Below are 19,378 nucleotides of genomic sequence, written 5' to 3' on the forward strand. Positions count from 1 at the left end.
ATGGCTAACATAAGGGGGATCCTTGGGGATTAGCAAAACATTTTGCTAACCCGATTCAGCTATTGTGATCCAGACTGCAAAGTGCATGACTTTTTGAGGCGAATAAGGCGATGAGCAGGAAGAAGGCGCGCGCGATAATGCATGTGGCAGGCGCTAACATGCTGGGTGTTTAGCAAAAAGAGTGACAGGTAAGAGGAGGGGGCGGATGCCTGCCTGTCAAAGGCGACATCCTAAATGGTTTATGCAGAGGAGGATTTATGCAGTTAGTGGTCGGGTTGGAGAAAATGCCGCAACTGTTGAGCATTAGGTAACGCAGTCATTGCTCCTTTAGCGCTGGTGGCTAAAGCACCACAGGCTTGCGCCTGATCGATGGCGGCGGTGAGATCTGCACCTAAATGCCAATTCGGTAGCCGTGCCAATGCTGTCAGCAACCCAGCGACAAAGGCATCACCCGCGCCAGTCGTGTCTATTGGGGTGATTTTCCTACTCGGGTATTTTTGCAGACGATGGCGGTTATGTACCCAAACGCCATCGGCACCCAGTGTTACCAGTAGCAATTTGCAGCAATAGTCGGCCATCAACTGTTCCATTGCGCCAGCAATATCCTGATCTGGGCAGATAAAGTTCAGTTCTTCCAACGACAGTTTCACCACATCGGCCAATAACAGCGCCTGTTGCAGACAGGGGAGCAACGCTTGTGGTTCGCGCCAGATATCGGCACGGATATTGGGATCAAAGCTGACCCAACCACCGTCGGCTTTCATACGGCGCATCGCCTCAAAGGCGGCACTACGGCTCGGCTCTTGGCTTAAGGCAATAGAGCACAAATGCAGCCACTGATTGCTTTTAAATTCAGGTAAATCATCTGGTTGTAAGAATAGATCGGCACTCGGTGTCACCATAAATGTAAAAGTGCGTTCGCCATGCTCATCTAAATCCACCACAACTGTAGAGGTATGGTGCAGCGGATCCTGTGTCATCGCGTGGGTATCGACGTTTTCCTGTTGTAATATCTGCTGCATAAAACGACCAAAACTGTCTTGCCCAACCCGGCCAATAAAGGCACTTTTACCACCCAATCGGGCGATGCCGACCGCCACATTGGCAGGTGCGCCACCTGGACACTTAAGGTAATTATTTGAATTTTCAGGAACTAAATCAATTACAGCATCACCTAAAACCCAAATGGTATTTTCCATGATAAACCCCTGTTTTCTTCAATCCTATTTGCTGCTAAAAGTAGAAGAATCGGTTTAGCAAAGCAACAAAATAATCCGTTATAGTAAAAAACAGTGCTAAGCCCCAGACCCTGATTCGCAATACTCTCCCTGCATGGTTTTTCTTTATATAAATGATAATCATTATTGTACATGTATTGTGATATACGAATATGGGCCAGATTACCCTGAGACATTGAGCAACATTGCCTGGATGATGGATGGGTATTTGAACTGGGGGGTAATAGCGCAATTTACGGTTTTAAACGCTAATTATGTTCAACTGTGCGGAAGGATGATTCGCTTAAATAGATGTTATCTGCCAGCAGATGAGCTAGTGATTTATTTTTTTTAGATGCAATGACAAGGTTTAATAACATAATGAAAGTGAAATATAATATCGCAGTATTAAACTCAACCATTATCGAAGAAAATAATAATTGAGTTTGTACCGCGTCATTTAATCAAGGTGACGATTCAACGTTTGATAATTTCTCTCCGGCAAAGGCAACTTTATTCCGGCCATCTTTTTTGGCCCGGTAAAGTGCTTCATCCGCGGCTTTAAGCGAGGAGGCCAGATCATAGGCTTGCAGAGGAGAAATACCTGCGCTCAATGTCACGGTTGTAGAAACCTTATGGTTAAAAACATGTGGAATATCAAGTCCTAAAACCCGTTGGCGCACGCGCTCAGCCAACTGGCTTGCATACTCTTCACTCACATGAGTCAGTAGCACTAAAAACTCTTCGCCACCGTAGCGCACCACGATATCCCGTGAACGAACAGCATCACGGATAGCCGCCGCAACACGTACCAGTGCTTGGTCCCCCATCGTGTGACCATAGTTATCGTTATAAGCTTTAAAATGGTCGATATCGAGCAACAATACGTAATGATTGCCGGGAGACTGAGCCAGCAGTGTTTCAAGTTTATTCTCCAGACCACGGCGATTATACAAACTGGTTAAGGGGTCTATCATGCTTAAATCACTGAATTTTTCCCTTTCATTATAAAGGCGTGCGACAAGTTTTCGGGTAAAGTCATCGCTACGACGTAGCATCAAATGATGTAAGGAGAAACCAATCAGTGGCAGCATGATGGTGAATACAATACGGAAAATATTTTGAAAATCGTCGAGTAAAATAACGGTTAATGCTGCTGGTGCACTGTGTAGACAAAAAGCAAGGAAATTATCAGACAGGGCTATGGTGCTGATAAAGAAAATCGTAAACAGGCTGAGTAGTAAGTAGTTATTTTCATTATTACCCAAATATTCGTATTTAAGAATGATTTGCCAGGCCCAAAGCAGGCCCATGATTATTGAAAATAAATTCAGTTTATTGGCATAATTCTTCGAAATAAAAATCAGATAAGCTGCGGTACTCAGGCTGATAACCGTGATCAGTACTATCGGTAATGTCACTGCTGGCGTTTCAGGTGACGGTAATATCATACTAAAAATAGCAGACGACGCATTAAGAAATAAAAAAAGCAGTAAAGAGAGCCGATGCTTACTTTTCAGAAGCTGATCGTAGGAATGGCTATTCATATTCAATTCACTCTGCATAATGTCGTGCTGTCAGTAGACAAATAAACAATATCCTCATGAAGCCCTATTATTTAGGCATCACGATAAATAGTTTTTCTTAGTAATTATTTTTGTTTGAAGCGTTTTAGTATCGTTTTAGGAATTTTCTTAACCAAAATTACCATTTTTGTTTCAGCCTGTCATCATGATGTTTCTTAACTTGATGTTGTCGCTGTCTGTCCGCTGCTAACAACTTCATAGTGCAGACTGCGACAGAGTGATATATGATATTGGTTATCATTATCACTTGGGGCCATTATTATGATTACAGCCAGATTAGCCGCTTATCGCTGGTGTGGGATCAGTGGATTATTGAGCCGTGGTATGTCTAGTGGTTGGGGGATATTGCTGCCTTTTGCTTTACTGCCGGTTTTGGGATGGGCAGATATCACCGTCGGTCAGTTACGTATCCTGATTGTGCTCGCCATGCTGGCCACGGTTAGCATGTTGTATCACGCGCGGTTACGGCATTTCTTATTGCTGCCATCATGTCTGGCGCTGTTGGGTGGCCTGACGGCGGTGTTAATGCACAGTGGGATGCATTGAACCCAATCGCATTGGCTGAATTTTCTGTATTACAGGCATTTACGTGTATTTCAGGAAGAGGTCCTGCCAGAAGAGAGGTATTACTGTGCTTTTGAAATCATTGTGGTGCGAAGGGAGGGACTTGAACCCTCACGTCCGTAAGAACACTAACACCTGAAGCTAGCGCGTCTACCAATTCCGCCACCATCGCCCAAATGATTTCTTACTGCTTATATCCGTCATACTTCAAACTGCATCTGCGTTGGCTGCCTTTGTTCACCCCAGTCACTTACTGGTGTAAGCTCTTGGGAGTTCACTCGTTTGCCGTCTTTCTGCAATTCGAATTATTTTGGGTATATCTTAAAAAAGTAAAGCTTAGGATTTATATCACCAGCTTGGTGCGAAGGGAGGGACTTGAACCCTCACGTCCGTAAGAACACTAACACCTGAAGCTAGCGCGTCTACCAATTCCGCCACCATCGCATGTGCTGTGCAATATAAATCTCCCCTCGTACTTGAAGCCACAGGCTATTAAACCTCAATCACTTACCGCAGTAAGCCTATCTGGGTTGGTTTGCTGCCTGCAATGCCAATTACGTTGGGGATATACTACGAATCGCCAAGAAAAGTATGTTTGGTGCGAAGGGAGGGACTTGAACCCTCACGTCCGTAAGAACACTAACACCTGAAGCTAGCGCGTCTACCAATTCCGCCACCATCGCGTACCGGAACATCACTTTTATAAAGCAACTACGGAGGCGAATTCTAGAGATTTTCACGTTCAGGTCAATACTTATTTCCCCTAAGCGGGACGTTTGCTGTAAAAAGCATCATATGTTGAGCAATTGATTTGATTACAGAAGTATTTTTAGTTTTTAACGCCCGCTTGGTCGTGTTGGTGATAACTGTGGATAATCGGAAAACAGTTCAATCAGCCAGTCAATCAGCACTCTTACTCTAGGGGCAAGAAAGCGCCCCGCAGGGAACATAATAAACAGCGGCATGGCCGGTGGTGGACAGTGGGGCAACACCTCAATCAGTTCGCCTTGGGTTAATTGGCCCTGAATACCTGGCGTGGGAGCTTGAATCAATCCCAGGCCTGCGACACCGGCTGCGATATAAGCATCGGCACCATTGACACTCAAGATGCCAGGTAACGTGCGGCTTTCAACTTTCCCCTGATAAACAAATTCTAATGGGTAATCACGGCCATTCATCTGTGAAAAATAACCCACCGCTTGATGGCCGGCCAGGTCGTCGAGGGACTGCGGAACACCATATTTGGCGAGATAAGCTGGTGACGCACAGGTTATCTGTGGTTGCTGACCAATATTACGTGCTGCTAATTGCTCATCATGGGGCAGCCATGCACGCAAAACACAATCGACACCTTCACGCATCAGGTCAATGGTACTGTCATTCGCGCCGAGAATCAGCGTGATATGGGGATAACGCTGATAAAAGTCATTTAGTGCGGGGATAACCACATTGCGGGCTAGCGAATGTGGCATATCAATGCGTACTTTCCCTTCCGGTTGCAGCCGCTGATGGCTGAACAGCGAGTCAGCCTCTTCAAACGCCGACAGTAATTGCAAACAACGCTGGTAATACAGTGTGCCTTCCGCGGTGATATTCACTTGCCGGGTGGTGCGCACCAATAAACGCACGCCTAAGCGCTGCTCTAACCGTTTTAAGGTATGGCTGACCGTTGCGCGGGGCAATTGCAGTTTCTCCGCCGCGCGACTGAAGCTACCTAATTCAACAATACGGACAAATATCCGCATAGCTTGTATTTGGTCCATGATTGCACTCGTCCATTGTTGGTGTTTTTTGAACAGTAATGAGCAATCTGCATTATTTATCTTTCCTCGCTAAACAACCACACTTTCTTCCGACATCATTAACGGGGAATATCACAATGCAACAACGTCAATTAGGTTCGAATGGCCCACTAGTCTCAGCGCTGGGGCTTGGCTGCATGGGGATGAGTGACTTTTACTCCACCAATCAGGACGTGAATGAATCCATTGCGACGTTACATCGCGCGCTGGAGTTGGGGGTGACTTTACTCGATACCGCTGACATGTATGGCCCATTTACCAATGAGGAGTTGGTTGGACGCGCCATTAAAGGCAAACGTGATCAGGTCTTTCTGGCCACTAAATTTGGCATTGTACGTGATCCGACTGACCCGACAGTGCGGGGCGTCAGTAGCCAGCCTGATTATATTCGTAAGTCTGTTGACGGTAGCCTGAAGCGGTTGGGTGTTGATGTTATTGACCTTTATTACCAGCATCGTGGCGACCCGAGTGTACCGGTTGAAGATGTGATTGGCACTCTGGCTGATTTGGTCACTGCCGGTAAAATACGTTATATCGGTTTGAGTGAAGTCTCAGCGGCAACATTAGAGAAGGCCCATCAGGTGCATCCAATTACCGCAGTACAGAGTGAATACTCACTTTGGACCCGAGATGTGGAATCTTCTGTATTGGCGACCTGCGAACGGTTAGGTGTGGGTTTTGTGGCTTATAGTCCTCTGGGGCGCGGTTTTCTGACCGGAGCGTTACGCCGCCCGGAAGATCTGGCTGCTGATGATTTCCGCCGTCATAACCCGCGTTTTCAGGGGGATAATTTTGCCATGAATCTGGTATTAGCTGATGCGGTGGTGGAAATGGCGCGCACGAAAGGGGTTAAACCCTCTCAACTGGCGCTGGCCTGGGTATTGGCGCAGGGGAAATATATTGTCCCAATCCCTGGGACCAAACGGCGTGCTTATCTGGAAGAGAATCTGGCGGCACTCGATCTGGCACTCAGCCCGCAAGAGCTGGCAGCACTGGATGCAGTATTCCCGTTCCATGCCGCAGCGGGTGAACGCTACGGCGTGGAAGGGATGGCCCATCTTAACGCCTAGTTTTAACGTTTTTTCTTGGCGTCTCGTGGCGCACGCCCGACAGTTGCCTGATACACCTTAAAACGGCCATTCTGGGCCAGCACTTCATGGCTGCCAAATGCCGCATCCAGCAGTGCAGGGTAAGGCAGGAAGGAGTTCGCCACTATCCGCAATTTACCACCGACATGCAGGTGAGCAGTTGCGCCGCGGATCAACAATTCCGCCGCAGTCAGACTGGTTTGAATACCATCATGGAACGGTGGATTCGAAATAATCATCTCGAAGCGGCCTTTAATGTCGGAATAGACATTGCTGGCAATCACCTGCGCGTCGATGTTATTCGCCGCTAATGTCGCTCGGCTGGCTTCAATAGCGGCCGCAGAGACATCACTCAGAGTCCATTTGATTTTAGGTGATTGCTGCGCCAATACAGAGGCCAGCACACCTGCACCACAGCCGACATCCAGCACATTGCCTTTAAATGGCTCACTGAACGTAGACAGTAACAGATGGCTACCGGAGTCCAGCGAGTCACGGCTGAATACGCCGGGCAATGTTTTAACTGTCACATCGCCCACCTGGTAACTTTCCCACCAGGCATCGGCATCAAATTCCGGCTGTTTATCCAACCGGCCATGGTACAGACCGCAACGGCGGGCGCTGTCGATTTTAGTCAACTGCGCAAATTCAGATAACATTTCTTCTGCACTGCGCACGCCACTACGGTTCTCACCCACCACAAAAATATCGGTACCGACAGGCAATAACGAAAGGAGATTAGCCAATTGGAACTGGGCTTCCTGTTTGCTTTTCGGCCAGTAATAAACCAGCGTATCGCAGTTAGCCACCATGTCGGCAGTGGCCAAAAGACCGAATTGCACATTCTCTTCCAGCGTATTGCTCAGTAATTGCCAGTGGTGATATTGATTGGTATGAACCCGTACCCCGGCTGCATCAAACTGCGCTGGCAGCGCATCTTGTAAATCACCGGCAAACAACACATGGCGGGCTATAAATTCATCACTATGGCGCAGTATCACTTCACTGGCTGGGGTTAATGCTGACATCAGTCTTTGGCTCCTTAATAATATGATCGGGGATTATAGAGGTTTGTTGGCGCATGTTCGATGGGTTTGCTAGCATAGCGTCGAAATACGGGTCGCTCTGACAGGAAATGGCATGGCATCAAGACGAGACTTGCTGTTACAACAGCTAGGCATTACGCAGTGGACATTGCGCCGCCCGGCCGTCTTGCAGGGTGAAATCGCAGTTCGTTTACCCGAAGATACCCGCCTGCTGATTGTGGCACACCAGCTTCCTGAATATGATGATCCCCTGTTGTGTGATGTGTTGCACAGCTTGGGTCTCACGCCGCGTCAGGCTTATGCGCTGACGCCGGACAGGGTTGCAATGTTGCCGGAAGATACGCAGTGCAACAGTTGGCGATTGGGCATCAGTGAACCGCTTGCGGTCGCTGGCGCGCAGTTACACAGCCCGGCATTGGCCGGACTTTATCAAGACGCGAGCGCTAAGCGCGCACTTTGGCAGCAGATTTGTCACCATGAAGCAGATTTCTATCCTGACGCCAGCCGATCTGGCCACAGCGTACAAAATTGAGCAAGCCAGCCACGCTTTCCCGTGGACGGAAAAAACCCTGGTCAGTAACCAAGGGGAGCGCTATCTCAATTTTAAGTTGAGTGTCAGTCAACAAATGGTCGGTTTCGCCATTACCCAAATGGTGTTGGATGAAGCGACGCTGTTTAATATCGCCATCGATCCGCACTATCAGCGGCAGGGGTATGGCCGTTTACTGCTTGAACATCTGATTGAGCAGTTGGCAACACGTGATATCGTCACTCTCTGGCTTGAGGTGCGGGCTTCAAACGCACGGGCTATCGCCCTCTATGAGAGTTTAGGCTTTAACGAGGTTTCTGTGCGGCGCAACTATTACCCGAGTGCCGATGGGCGTGAAGATGCCATTATGATGGCGCTGCCGATGGGATAGCCCCGTTTTGCCGATTGTCAGTCGTGAATAATGACTGTTTGTTTTGAATAACGACTGTTTGTCTTGAATAAATTGTCTATCTCGCATAAATCAGAGAAAATACCGCGCTATAGCCACTTATACCCGACGTGATAGGAGTTGCCGCTAAGCCTGCTGCAATTTCCAATAAGCAGGGTATAGCGCCACAATCAATGCCTCGCTTTGCCTGACCCGCATATCAATAGGATATGAGGCCCAGAGCAGGGCGGCCTAAAAGTAGAAATCTCAAATTATGTCTCCAAGTGAATACGCACTGGAAGTCGCGAAAAGACGTACTTTCGCGATCATTTCCCACCCCGATGCCGGTAAAACCACCATTACCGAAAAAGTGTTGTTGTTCGGACACGCAATTCAGACCGCCGGTACGGTAAAAGGCCGTGGCTCAAGCCATCATGCCAAATCAGACTGGATGGAAATGGAAAAGCAACGCGGGATCTCCATCACCACCTCGGTGATGCAATTTCCGTATGGCGGTTGTCTGGTTAACTTACTCGATACCCCGGGGCATGAAGACTTCTCCGAGGACACTTACCGTACTCTGACCGCCGTGGACTGCTGTCTGATGGTGATTGACGCGGCAAAAGGGGTTGAAGATCGAACCCGTAAGCTGATGGAAGTAACCCGTCTGCGTGATACACCAATCCTCACTTTTATGAACAAATTGGACCGCGATATTCGTGATCCGATGGAAGTGCTGGATGAAGTGGAACGTGAGCTGAAAATTGCTTGTTCACCAATCACCTGGCCGATTGGCTGCGGTAAGTTGTTTAAAGGGGTTTACCACCTTTATAAAGATGAAACCTATCTCTATCAGACGGGTAAAGGTCACACCATTCAGGAAGTGCGCATCGTCAAAGGGCTGAATAACCCAGACTTGGATGCGGCGGTAGGTGAGGACTTGGCTAAACAGTTCCGTCAGGAACTGGAACTGGTACAGGGGGCTTCTCATGAATTCGAGCATGATGCTTTCTTGTCTGGTGACTTAACGCCGGTGTTCTTCGGTACCGCTTTGGGTAACTTCGGCGTCGATCATATGTTGGATGGTTTGGTTGAATGGGCTCCGGCCCCGATGCCACGTAAAACCGATACCCGTGAAGTGGTTGCGGCTGAACCCAAATTTACCGGTTTTGTGTTCAAAATTCAGGCAAATATGGACCCGAAACACCGTGACCGTGTTGCCTTTATGCGGGTAGTTTCTGGCCGTTTTGAGAAAGGGATGAAACTGCGTCAGGTGCGAACCAAGAAAGACGTAGTAATTTCAGATGCACTGACCTTTATGGCTGGTGACCGTTCTCATGTAGAAGAAGCTTTTGCTGGCGATATCATTGGCTTGCATAACCACGGTACCATTCAAATTGGTGATACCTTCACCCAAGGTGAAGATATGAAGTTCACCGGCATACCGAACTTTGCCCCTGAATTGTTCCGCCGTATTCGCCTGCGTGATCCATTGAAACAGAAGCAGTTGCTAAAAGGTCTGGTTCAGTTGTCAGAAGAGGGCGCGGTGCAAGTGTTCCGCCCGTTGACCAACAACGATTTGATTGTTGGCGCAGTCGGTGTTCTACAGTTTGAAGTGGTCTCTTCACGACTGAAAAGTGAATACAACGTGGAAGCGGTGTATGAATCAGTTAACGTCTCTACCGCCCGTTGGGTTGAATGTGATGACGTGAAGAAGTTCGAAGAGTTTAAACGTAAGAATGAGGTTAACCTGGCATTAGATGGTGGTGATAACTTGAGCTATATCGCCCCAACGATGGTAAATCTTAATATTACGCAAGAACGTTACCCGGAAGTGAATTTCCGTAAAACCCGCGAACATTAATCACCCGCCAAGCCGCACTCTATCGGGGTACAGGGTACCCCGATTCATTAATTCTCTTCACTATTTCCTCCTTAGGATAACTCCTACTTAATCATAAAAATCCGGCTTTAGGGCGATTCCGACTGTATTTATTCTGAGATGCTCTATCTTTATAGGTACACGCAGGATTGACGTGCATCAATTTTAGGTCAAATAACCTGTAGTAATCGTAAAGTATTCATCAACTGGTCACCTCTCTGGGTGGCGTAAAAATCCGTAAGTTTGGGTGTTATAACAAGTTAAGTTTCATAACCCTTTACGGTTTATAACGACAAAGGAAGAAATCGATGACAAATACAAAATTTGCCCGTTCAATGATGGCTGTTGTCTTAGGTACTGCACTTATGAGTGGTAGCGTGTTCGCTGAAGACACCATGCTCAATAAGACAAACAACGTCGTAGACAGCACTGGCGCGAAACTCGATAGCTCCATGAAGAAAGTCGATAACTACATGGGTGACAGCGCTGCAACAGCTAAAGTGAAAAGCGCTCTGTTGGAAGAGAAATCTCTTAAAAGCACTGATATCTCTGTTGAAACCAACCATGGTGTGGTCACTCTGACTGGTTTTGTGACTTCTCAGGCTGAAGCTGAAACTGCCGTTGAAATTGCTGGAAACGTTGAAGGCGTTAAATCTGTCAGCGATAAGCTGCATGTGAAAGACCAGAAATCACAATCAGTCAGTGAATATGCTGGTGATGCTGCAACAACCAGTTCAATCAAAGCCAAATTGCTGGCTGATGACATCGTACCCTCACGTAAAGTGAAAGTAGAAACCACCGAAGGTGTGGTGCAGTTATCAGGTAGTGTTGAGAATAAAGCTCAGTCCGAACGTGCTGAAAGTATTGCTAAAGCCGTTGATGGCGTGAAAAGCGTTAAAAATGATCTGAGCATCAAACCTTAATTATTATCGGCTGATGGGTATTTCGTGAGGGAGAAATACCTTACGGAATAAGCTTTATAAGCCCGTCAGCCAAATAATAAATCTGTTAATAATGCGACTTCTGTTAAACGCACTACTGTTAAATAGACAGAGAGAGTTAAAAACGCTGTTTTTAACCTAAGTGTAGAAAGCCATTTTTTAAAACGGGAAGGAGAGGCTTATGTTTCGCTGGGGCATTATATTTTTGATTATTGCTTTAATCGCTGCGGCATTAGGTTTTGGTGGGCTAGCCGGTACGGCAGCTTGGGCCGCAAAAGTCGTCTTTGTAGTGGGTATTGTCCTATTCCTCATCAGTCTGTTTACAGGCCGTAAGCGCCTTTAGTCAGGCGAGAGGGTTACAGCAAAGGGTAAGACGGGGTATCCTCGGCACCTGTTGTAACGAATTAAGGATAGATGGTGGGATACAGAATACCTATCACGCTCGGTAATATTGAGCCACTCGCCTATAAACCATACCAACCCGGAAAAATGGCGTTGGTTTGTGAGGGAGGCGGGCAGCGGGGAATTTTTACAGCCGGTGTGCTGGATGAATTTCAACGCGCCCGCTTTAACCCTTTTGATCTGATGATTGGCACCTCTGCCGGTGCACAAAATCTATCTGCCTTTATCTGCGGTCAACCCGGCTACGCTCGCCGCGTCATTACCCGCTACACCACCACAGCTAATTTCTTTAACCCATTACGTTTTGTGCGTGGTGGCCACTTAATTGATCTCGACTGGTTGGTGGATATCACATCCCAGCAGTTGCCTCTGGCCATGGATCATGCTGAAGAGCATTTACGCAATGGCCGTGAATTCTTAATGTGTGCCTGCCGCAGTGATGATTTTGAACCTACCTATATTTCCCCCACTCGAGAAAGCTGGCTGCCGACCATTAAAGCGTCCAGTGCTATTCCTGGTTTATACCGTCAAGGGGTGGATTTGGGGGGGATCAGTTATCAGGATGGTGGCATCAGTGATGCCATCCCGGTGGAGGAAGCCTACCGCCGTGGCGCTGATACTATTGTGGTGATTCGGACTGTACCGTCGCAGGCCTATTACACGCCGCAATGGATGAAGCGGATGGAACATTGGCTGAGTGAAAGTAGTTTGCAACAACTGGTGCGGATTATGCAGCAACATGAGCAGAGCTATCACCGTATTCAGCAATTTATTGAAAAGCCGCCCGGTGACCTGCGTATTTTCGAAATTTTTCCGCCTAAGCCACTTGCCAGTAATGCACTGGGGAGCCGAATTGCGGCACTAAATCGTGATTATCATTTAGGCCGCCGTTGTGGTCGCTATTTTTTGGCTACCGTCGGGCACTGGCTATTACCGCAAGATCAACGGGATCCGACTGGAATCAATGGGGAGAAAACCTCGATTTCACTTTCACGTCGTATCATTCAGCCACAAGATATTAATCAACCAGATGATATGGCAGAGCTAATTGATACTGATGACTCTTCATTTGATATTACTCAAACGCCGGATATCATTACACCAGCGGATTCAGTGACCGCCACTCACTATGGCCTACCGGCTCAGATGAGTATGAGTGACAATGGGTTGATTATTCCAACGAATACCAATAGAAAGCCCTTGCCAGTAGAGATAATTTTGCCTGCCAGCGTGGCAAAAAACAAAGGTGATACCGCCTAATGGTACAAGTGAGTGAGCAGATAGTGAATCTTAGCGATAAAGCTTATTTTATCGATACCCACTGTCACTTTGATTTCCCTCCATTCAGTGGTGCTGAAGCGGCCAGTTTAGTCACTGCGGCTCAGGCGAATGTCAGGCAATTGATTGTTCCTGCGGTGGGTGCTGCTTATTTTCCCCGTATTTTAGCCTTGGCTGCGAACTATCCGCCCCTTTTTGCCGCACTCGGCATGCATCCACTTTATATCGCTCAACATCAAGAGGCCGATTTGGCGACACTGGCATCCTATCTGGCGAACAAAACTCACAAGCTGGTGGCCGTGGGGGAAATTGGCCTGGATCTTTATATGGATGAGCCGCAGTTACCACGCCAGTTGGCGCTATTGCAGGCGCAACTTAAGTTGGCTAAACAGCATGATCTGCCTGTTATTCTGCATTCTCGCCGTTCCCATGACCAATTAGCCTCGGTGCTGCGTAAAACGGTGTTGCCGCGCACTGGTGTTGTACATGGTTTCGCCGGTAGCCTGGCGCAGGCGCAGGCATTTATTCGCTTGGGTTATTATATTGGTGTGGGTGGGACCATTACTTATGTGCGGGCACAGAAAACCCGGAGTGTCATGGCCGCATTGCCTCTTTCCGCATTACTGCTGGAAACCGACGCGCCAGATATGCCGTTAGCCGGTTTTCAGGGGCAACCAAACCGGCCCGAGCGGGCTGCTGATGTGTTCAGCGTGTTGTGTCAGCTACGCTCTGAAACGCCACAACAGATTGCCAGCCAGTTGTTAGCGAATAGTCAACGTTTGTTCCGATTACCGCCCGCCGATAGCTGCCCACTTTAAATCACCACCGGGAATATACAAATCATACTAATAATTTGTGTGATCTCTTTATTTCCGCTTTTTAATGTGACTCTTGTCACACTTACGTTGATTCGGTTGCTTTTAGTTGTGTTTATTTGTGACAGAGATTATTTGATAGCGTCTTCATGTCGGTATAATCCCCCGAAAATTATTTCAATTTAATTAATGATTTCACTATTAGGGATAGCGACATGCTAATGAGTCTGGTTGGAATGGCAGTACTGATATTAATAGCCGTACTTCTTTCAAGTAATTATAGGGCGATTAATATCCGCACTGTTGTAGGTGCATTTATTATCCAGATCGCTATTGGTGCGCTGGTATTATATGTGCCCATCGGGCGCCGCATTCTGGGCGGTATGTCAGAAGGCGTCGCTAACGTTATCGCCTACGGTAATGAGGGGATTTCATTTATTTTTGGCGGTTTGGTTTCTGACAAAATGTTTGAAGTTTTTGGTGGTGGCGGCTTTGTATTCGCCCTGCGAGTATTACCGGTAATTGTATTCTTCTCATCATTGATTGCCGTTCTGTATTACCTTGGCATCATGCAAATCGTTATTAAGGTATTGGGCGGTGGTTTGCAAAAGTTGCTGGGCACTTCACGTACTGAATCCCTTTCCGCCACAGCTAATATCTTTGTTGGCCAAACTGAAGCGCCGTTAGTGGTGCGCCCTTATATTGCCACCATGACCCAATCTGAACTGTTTGCGGTAATGTGCGGCGGTTTAGCTTCCGTTGCCGGTTCAGTATTGGCCGGTTATGCGCAAATGGGGGTACCATTGGAATATCTGATTGCTGCTTCCTTTATGGCAGCGCCGGGTGGGTTACTGTTTGCTAAACTGATGGTGCCGGAAACTGAAAAAACGCACGATAACGTTGATGCTACGACCTTGATTGCTGAAGATGAACGCCCAGCTAACGTTATTGATGCAGCGGCCTCTGGCGCGGCTTCCGGCATGCAACTGGCATTGAATGTAGGGGCAATGCTGTTGGCCTTTATCGCTTTGATTGCTCTGCTCAATGGTATTCTGGGTGGGATTGGTGGCTGGCTTGATTATCCACAACTTTCGCTAGAGTTGATTCTGGGTTGGGTATTCTCGCCGATTGCTTACTTGATAGGCATCCCATGGAGTGAAGCGATGGTGGCTGGTTCATTTATCGGCCAGAAGATTATCGTTAACGAATTCGTAGCATTTATGAATTTCGGTCAGTATCTCCAGGCGGAAGAGTTAGTCAAAGCCGCGGGTTTACAGGTTCTTTCCGAGCACACTAAGGCTATTATCTCCTTCGCGCTGTGCGGTTTTGCTAACTTGTCATCTGTTGCCATTTTATTGGGTGGCTTGGGTAGTATGGCCCCAAACCGCCGTCACGATATCGCGCGTTTCGGCCTGAAAGCGGTAGCGGCAGGCACATTGTCGAATCTGATGAGTGCGACGATCGCCGGTTTCTTCCTGGCATTATAATTAGGCTAGCTTGACTTGCCATTTTGGGATTGGGCAGTGCTCGGGGCTTGTCACCTACTTCGTGTACGCTCCAGTCCCTGCGCGCTGTCCGCACCCAAACTGTCTGCGCCGCTGACGCTTAATTTTTTATGGTTCAGGCCTACAATACTGCGTATTCCTGCCCATAGGCTATTCTTGAAGCGAGTGAGCGTATCGTGGTCAGAAAGCTATAAATTAGGTTATTTTGTGACTTTAATCACATATAATTCCGTCTCGTTACAAGTTACTATTGATTAGTGTGAAATTGAACACACCCAAGCTGCCGATAACGTGTTCAAATAGTGTTATTGGCTTTCGGAATGAAAGCCTAAAGTGTGTACGGAGTCTCATTGCATCAGTGATGTAAGCAATGACCAAGTAGTTAGTGCGGTGAGATGGATCTCAATTGCCACCCATAGGGGCTATCTTCAAGGAACCAAGTCCGCTCGCCAACGTATTGAGCTTAGAACCTTCTCATTAGGGCTATGTTATTTGCCTGACTGCAACAATTACGCCTACTGAGGGGGACTTTTAATCACCAAAGATGCCGGTACGGTCTCTTTGTCCGCTCATAAATAGATGCTCAGTTCTGGCAAGGTGCTGGGGCTGAAATAGTGTTGGAGAGTTTTATGACCGATTTAACCGCCTGCGCGAATCTTAACGATTATGCCAAACGCGCACTGAGTTTGATGGATTTAACTACCCTGAATGACGACGATACCGATGATAAGGTTATCGCGCTGTGTCATCAGGCAAAAAGCCCTGCCGGTAACACGGCCGCAATCTGTATTTATCCCCGCTTTATTCCTATTGCGCGTAAAACGTTGCGCGAGCAGGGTACCCCTGAAATCCGTATTGCAACAGTGACTAACTTCCCACATGGCAATGATGATATTGCTATTGCACTGGCCGAAACCCGTGCCGCCATTGCCTATGGTGCTGATGAAGTGGATGTGGTTTTCCCTTACCGCGCCTTAATGGCGGGTAATGATAAGGTCGGCTTCGAATTAGTGAAAGAGTGCAAAGAAGCCTGCGCTGCCGCGAATGTATTACTGAAAGTAATCATAGAGACCGGTGAGTTAAAGCAAGAGCACTTGATCCGTCAAGCCTCTGAAATTGCTATTAAAGCTGGCGCGGATTTCATCAAAACCTCCACCGGTAAAGTGCCGGTCAATGCCACACTGGAAAGTGCGGGTATTATGATGAGCACTATCCGTGATTTAGGTGTGGGTAAAACCGTCGGCTTTAAGCCAGCGGGCGGAGTACGTACTGCCGAAGATGCCGCGCAATTCCTGCAACTGGCCGATCAATTGATGGGTGAGGGTTGGGCCGACGCCCGCCACTTCCGCTTTGGCGCATCCAGTCTGTTAGCCAGCTTATTAACCACGCTGGGCCATCAGAGTGATAGCAAAAGTAGCGGTTACTAATCATTATCGCAATCATTGAGTTTAGCCGATGCGCTGCGGGCGACTAGCCTGCCGTGCGGCTTTTATCCTTATTTAGGTCAGGGGGATGCTGTGTTTCTGGCACAAGAAATTATCCGTAAAAAACGCGACGGTCAGCCACTGAGCGAAGAAGAGATTCGTTTCTTTATCAATGGGATCCGCGACAATGTGGTTTCCGAAGGGCAGATTGCTGCTTTGGCGATGACCATCTATTTCCATGACATGAGCATGCCGGAGCGCGTGGCACTAACCATGGCAATGCGTGATTCTGGCACGGTGCTCAACTGGCAGAGCCTTAATCTAAACGGCCCCATCGTGGATAAACACTCTACCGGTGGCGTGGGTGATGTGACATCACTGATGCTCGGCCCGATGGTCGCAGCCTGTGGTGGCTATGTGCCGATGATTTCTGGCCGTGGTCTGGGCCATACCGGCGGAACCTTGGACAAACTGGAAGCTATACCCGGTTTTGATATTTTCCCCGATGATAATGCGTTCCGTAAAATCATTCAGGACGTCGGTGTCGCCATCATTGGTCAAACCAGCTCATTAGCACCGGCAGATAAACGTTTCTACGCTACCCGTGATATCACCGCCACTGTAGATTCCATTCCACTGATTACCGCTTCTATTTTGGCGAAGAAACTGGCTGAAGGGCTGGATGCGTTGGTGATGGATGTGAAGGTGGGTTCTGGTGCCTTTATGCCGACATATCAATTATCTGCCGATTTAGCACAGGCTATTGTCAGTGTGGCTAACGGCGCGGGTTGTAAAACAACGGCACTATTGACCGATATGAATCAGGTGTTGGCTTCCAGCGCCGGTAATGCGGTTGAAGTGCGCGAAGCGGTACGTTTCCTGACGGGTGAATATCGTAATCCACGCTTGTTAGAAGTGACGATGGCGCTGTGCGTTGAAATGCTGTTATCAGGTGGTTTGGCGCAAGATGATGCTGACGCCAGATCCAAGCTACAGGCGGTGCTGGATAACGGTAAAGCAGCAGAACTCTTTGGTCGCATGGTGGCGGCGCAAAAAGGCCCAAGTGATTTCGTTGAGCGCTATGACAGCTACCTACCGGTTGCCATGTTGAGCAAGCCGGTATTTGCTGAACGAGCAGGCGTGGTTACTGCGATGGATACCCGTGCACTGGGTATGGCGGTGGTTTCCCTCGGCGGCGGTCGTCGTCGGGCAACTGATCCTATTGATTATAGTGTTGGTATCACTGAAATGGCACGTCTGGGGACCGGTGTTGATGGTCAGCAACCCTTAGCGGTGATTCATGCCAATAACGAAGATGACTGGCAGCAGGCAGCAGATGCACTACGTGCGGCGATCACCTTGGGTGACAAAGCGCCGGAAGAAACACCGGTTATCTATCGCCGTATTACTGAATAAACGCCATACTTTTGTTATTGAAGATATTTGCCCTTGAAGGCAAGTGTTAGCGAAAACAGATTGATTAATTACATGGGGGAGCCGATGAACATTGCTGCCCCAGAGCGTGAACCCACGCAGGAGAAAATGATGAAACGTACATTTATTATGGTATTAGACTCATTTGGTATCGGTGCCAGCGCAGATGCTAAAAAATTTGGTGACGAAGGGGCCGACACTCTGGGCCACATTGCTGAGGTCTGCGCCCGTGGTGAAGCTAACGTTGGTCGTAGTGGCCCATTGACGCTGCCAAACCTGAGTCGTTTAGGGTTGGGTAAAGCTGCCGAAGAGTCCACCGGTAAATTCCCGGTCGGGCTGGATAAGAATGCAGATATCATTGGTGCCTATGGTTATGCCAGTGAGTTATCCTCCGGTAAAGATACACCGTCAGGCCACTGGGAGATTGCGGGGGTGCCGGTGCTGTTTGACTGGGGTTACTTCAGTGATGTCGAAAACAGTTTCCCACAGGAACTGTTGGATAAACTGGTAAAACGGGCCAACCTGCCGGGTTATCTGGGTAACTGTCACTCAAGTGGGACCGTTATCCTTGACCAACTGGGTGAAGAGCATATGAAAACCGGCAAACCGATTTTCTATACCTCGGCTGACTCGGTGTTCCAGATTGCCTGCCACGAAGAGACCTTTGGCCTGGATCGCTTGTATGAATTATGTGAAATTGCCCGCGAAGAGCTGACCGAGGGTGGCTACAATATTGGTCGTGTGATTGCGCGTCCGTTTATTGGTGACAAGCCAGGTAACTTCCAACGCACCGGTAACCGCCATGATCTGGCCGTTGAACCGCCAGCGCCAACCATGTTGAAAAAACTGGTGGATGAGAAAGGGGGAGAAGTGGTTTCTATCGGTAAAATTGCCGATATCTATGCGCATGTGGGTATCACTCAGAAAGTGAAAGCCACCGGTCTGGATGCGCTATTTGATGCCACGATAGAAGAAATGAAGAAAGCCGGTGACAACACTATCGTGTTCACTAACTTTGTGGATTTTGACTCTTCTTACGGTCACCGTCGCGACGTTGCTGGTTATGCTGCTGCATTGGAACTGTTCGACCGCCGCCTGCCTGAGTTGATGGCGCTGGTAAAAGAAGATGACATCCTGATCCTGACGGCTGACCACGGTTGTGATCCAACCTGGCCGGGCACTGACCATACCCGTGAGCACATTCCGGTCTTGGTTTACGGCCCGAAAGTCAAACCAGGATCGCTTGGGCATCGTGAGACCTTTGCTGATATTGGGCAGACGGTAGCGACATATTTCAATCTATCCCCAATGGATTACGGTAAGAATATGCTTTAAGTCATTCAGCTAAGCTGAGCGTGCCATTTTGAACCCGGGCAGTGCTCGCCCTCCTCACGTACTGCGTGTACGCTGCGGGGCTGTGCGCTGGCCGTGCCCAAACTGTCGGTGCTCATCTACGCTGGCGATGGCTGATTTTCTC

At 48.3% G+C, this 19,378-nt stretch carries 17 protein-coding genes and 3 tRNA genes; 13 read left to right on the forward strand and 7 right to left on the reverse strand.

The genetic code is table 11. From position 1 onward, the window contains the following. Positions 1 to 263: 263 nt before the first annotated feature. Both V1956_RS05485 and V1956_RS05490 read right to left on the reverse strand, forming a co-directional pair. Positions 264 to 1,199: an aminoimidazole riboside kinase gene (locus tag V1956_RS05485; RefSeq protein WP_420074590.1), complete on the reverse strand. Its 936-nt coding sequence runs from the start codon at positions 1,197 to 1,199 to the stop codon at positions 264 to 266. Positions 1,200 to 1,681: 482 nt separating this feature from the next. After that, the gene (locus V1956_RS05490) at positions 1,682 to 2,782 is read right to left on the reverse strand and encodes a GGDEF domain-containing protein (protein ID WP_372557937.1); all 1,101 of its coding nucleotides are present in this window, start codon (positions 2,780 to 2,782) and stop codon (positions 1,682 to 1,684) included. Between the two features lie 282 nt (positions 2,783 to 3,064). On the opposite strand from V1956_RS05490, the gene V1956_RS05495 reads away from it, so the two are divergent. Beyond that, positions 3,065 to 3,349: a DUF1435 domain-containing protein gene (locus V1956_RS05495; protein WP_372557938.1), complete on the forward strand. Its 285-nt coding sequence runs from the start codon at positions 3,065 to 3,067 to the stop codon at positions 3,347 to 3,349. A gap of 103 nt (positions 3,350 to 3,452) precedes the next feature. On the opposite strand, the gene V1956_RS05500 is transcribed toward V1956_RS05495, so the two are convergent. The 4 genes from V1956_RS05500 to V1956_RS05515 form a co-directional block, all read right to left on the reverse strand. After that, positions 3,453 to 3,539: transfer RNA gene (locus V1956_RS05500), tRNA-Leu, on the reverse strand. 185 nt (positions 3,540 to 3,724) lie between these two features. Further along, positions 3,725 to 3,811: transfer RNA gene (locus V1956_RS05505), tRNA-Leu, on the reverse strand. Between the two features lie 152 nt (positions 3,812 to 3,963). Further along, positions 3,964 to 4,050: transfer RNA gene (locus V1956_RS05510), tRNA-Leu, on the reverse strand. 153 nt (positions 4,051 to 4,203) lie between these two features. Further along, positions 4,204 to 5,130, reverse strand: coding sequence for a LysR family transcriptional regulator (locus tag V1956_RS05515; protein ID WP_420074591.1), 927 nt, complete (start codon positions 5,128 to 5,130; stop codon positions 4,204 to 4,206). Positions 5,131 to 5,246: 116 nt separating this feature from the next. On the opposite strand from V1956_RS05515, the gene V1956_RS05520 reads away from it, so the two are divergent. Then, on the forward strand, positions 5,247 to 6,239 hold the full coding sequence (locus tag V1956_RS05520; RefSeq protein ID WP_442824891.1) for an aldo/keto reductase: 993 nt from the start codon (positions 5,247 to 5,249) through the stop codon (positions 6,237 to 6,239). A 2-nt stretch (positions 6,240 to 6,241) separates the two neighbouring features. Here the strand turns inward: V1956_RS05520 and rsmC are convergent, their stop codons facing one another. Next, entirely contained in the window at positions 6,242 to 7,285 is a 1,044-nt protein-coding gene (gene rsmC, locus V1956_RS05525; RefSeq protein ID WP_420070895.1) for a 16S rRNA (guanine(1207)-N(2))-methyltransferase RsmC, read from the reverse strand. Between the two features lie 112 nt (positions 7,286 to 7,397). Here rsmC and V1956_RS05530 point away from each other — a divergent pair, with 112 nt between their 5' ends. The 11 genes from V1956_RS05530 to deoB all read left to right on the forward strand — a co-directional run bounded on the left by V1956_RS05530 (position 7,398) and on the right by deoB (position 19,236). Further along, on the forward strand, positions 7,398 to 7,835 hold the full coding sequence (locus V1956_RS05530) for a DNA polymerase III subunit psi (RefSeq protein WP_372557941.1): 438 nt from the start codon (positions 7,398 to 7,400) through the stop codon (positions 7,833 to 7,835). Continuing rightward, on the forward strand, positions 7,780 to 8,223 hold the full coding sequence (gene rimI, locus V1956_RS05535; RefSeq protein ID WP_083160698.1) for a ribosomal protein S18-alanine N-acetyltransferase: 444 nt from the start codon (positions 7,780 to 7,782) through the stop codon (positions 8,221 to 8,223). Before V1956_RS05530 ends, rimI begins: the two co-directional genes overlap by 56 nt. A gap of 271 nt (positions 8,224 to 8,494) precedes the next feature. Then, positions 8,495 to 10,084, forward strand: coding sequence for a peptide chain release factor 3 (gene prfC / locus V1956_RS05540; protein WP_005191790.1), 1,590 nt, complete (start codon positions 8,495 to 8,497; stop codon positions 10,082 to 10,084). A 326-nt stretch (positions 10,085 to 10,410) separates the two neighbouring features. After that, positions 10,411 to 11,025, forward strand: coding sequence for a molecular chaperone OsmY (gene osmY, locus V1956_RS05545; RefSeq protein ID WP_372557942.1), 615 nt, complete (start codon positions 10,411 to 10,413; stop codon positions 11,023 to 11,025). A 199-nt stretch (positions 11,026 to 11,224) separates the two neighbouring features. Next, on the forward strand, positions 11,225 to 11,386 hold the full coding sequence (locus V1956_RS05550) for a DUF1328 domain-containing protein (protein WP_004876076.1): 162 nt from the start codon (positions 11,225 to 11,227) through the stop codon (positions 11,384 to 11,386). Between the two features lie 71 nt (positions 11,387 to 11,457). Continuing rightward, entirely contained in the window at positions 11,458 to 12,705 is a 1,248-nt protein-coding gene (locus V1956_RS05555; RefSeq protein ID WP_420070893.1) for a patatin-like phospholipase family protein, read from the forward strand. Further along, positions 12,705 to 13,541, forward strand: a complete 837-nt coding sequence (locus tag V1956_RS05560; protein WP_420070892.1) for a TatD family hydrolase — start codon at positions 12,705 to 12,707, stop codon at positions 13,539 to 13,541. Before V1956_RS05555 ends, V1956_RS05560 begins: the two co-directional genes overlap by 1 nt. 212 nt (positions 13,542 to 13,753) lie before the next feature. Beyond that, complete coding sequence (locus V1956_RS05565; protein WP_442824892.1) at positions 13,754 to 15,025, forward strand: NupC/NupG family nucleoside CNT transporter; 1,272 nt, start codon at positions 13,754 to 13,756, stop codon at positions 15,023 to 15,025. Between the two features lie 647 nt (positions 15,026 to 15,672). Further along, entirely contained in the window at positions 15,673 to 16,470 is a 798-nt protein-coding gene (gene deoC / locus V1956_RS05570; protein ID WP_050072495.1) for a deoxyribose-phosphate aldolase, read from the forward strand. Between the two features lie 90 nt (positions 16,471 to 16,560). Next, a complete protein-coding gene (gene deoA / locus V1956_RS05575; RefSeq protein WP_420070891.1) occupies positions 16,561 to 17,883 on the forward strand; it encodes a thymidine phosphorylase in 1,323 nt (440 codons plus the stop codon). 129 nt (positions 17,884 to 18,012) lie between these two features. Next, positions 18,013 to 19,236 carry a phosphopentomutase gene (gene deoB, locus V1956_RS05580; RefSeq protein WP_372559816.1) on the forward strand — a complete coding sequence of 408 codons (1,224 nt, stop codon included), beginning with the start codon at positions 18,013 to 18,015 and terminating at the stop codon, positions 19,234 to 19,236. The last annotated feature ends 142 nt before the right edge of the window (positions 19,237 to 19,378 follow it).

The sequence above is a fragment of the Yersinia sp. 2540 StPb PI genome (assembly GCF_052217165.1).
Lineage (GTDB): Bacteria > Pseudomonadota > Gammaproteobacteria > Enterobacterales > Enterobacteriaceae > Yersinia > Yersinia enterocolitica_E.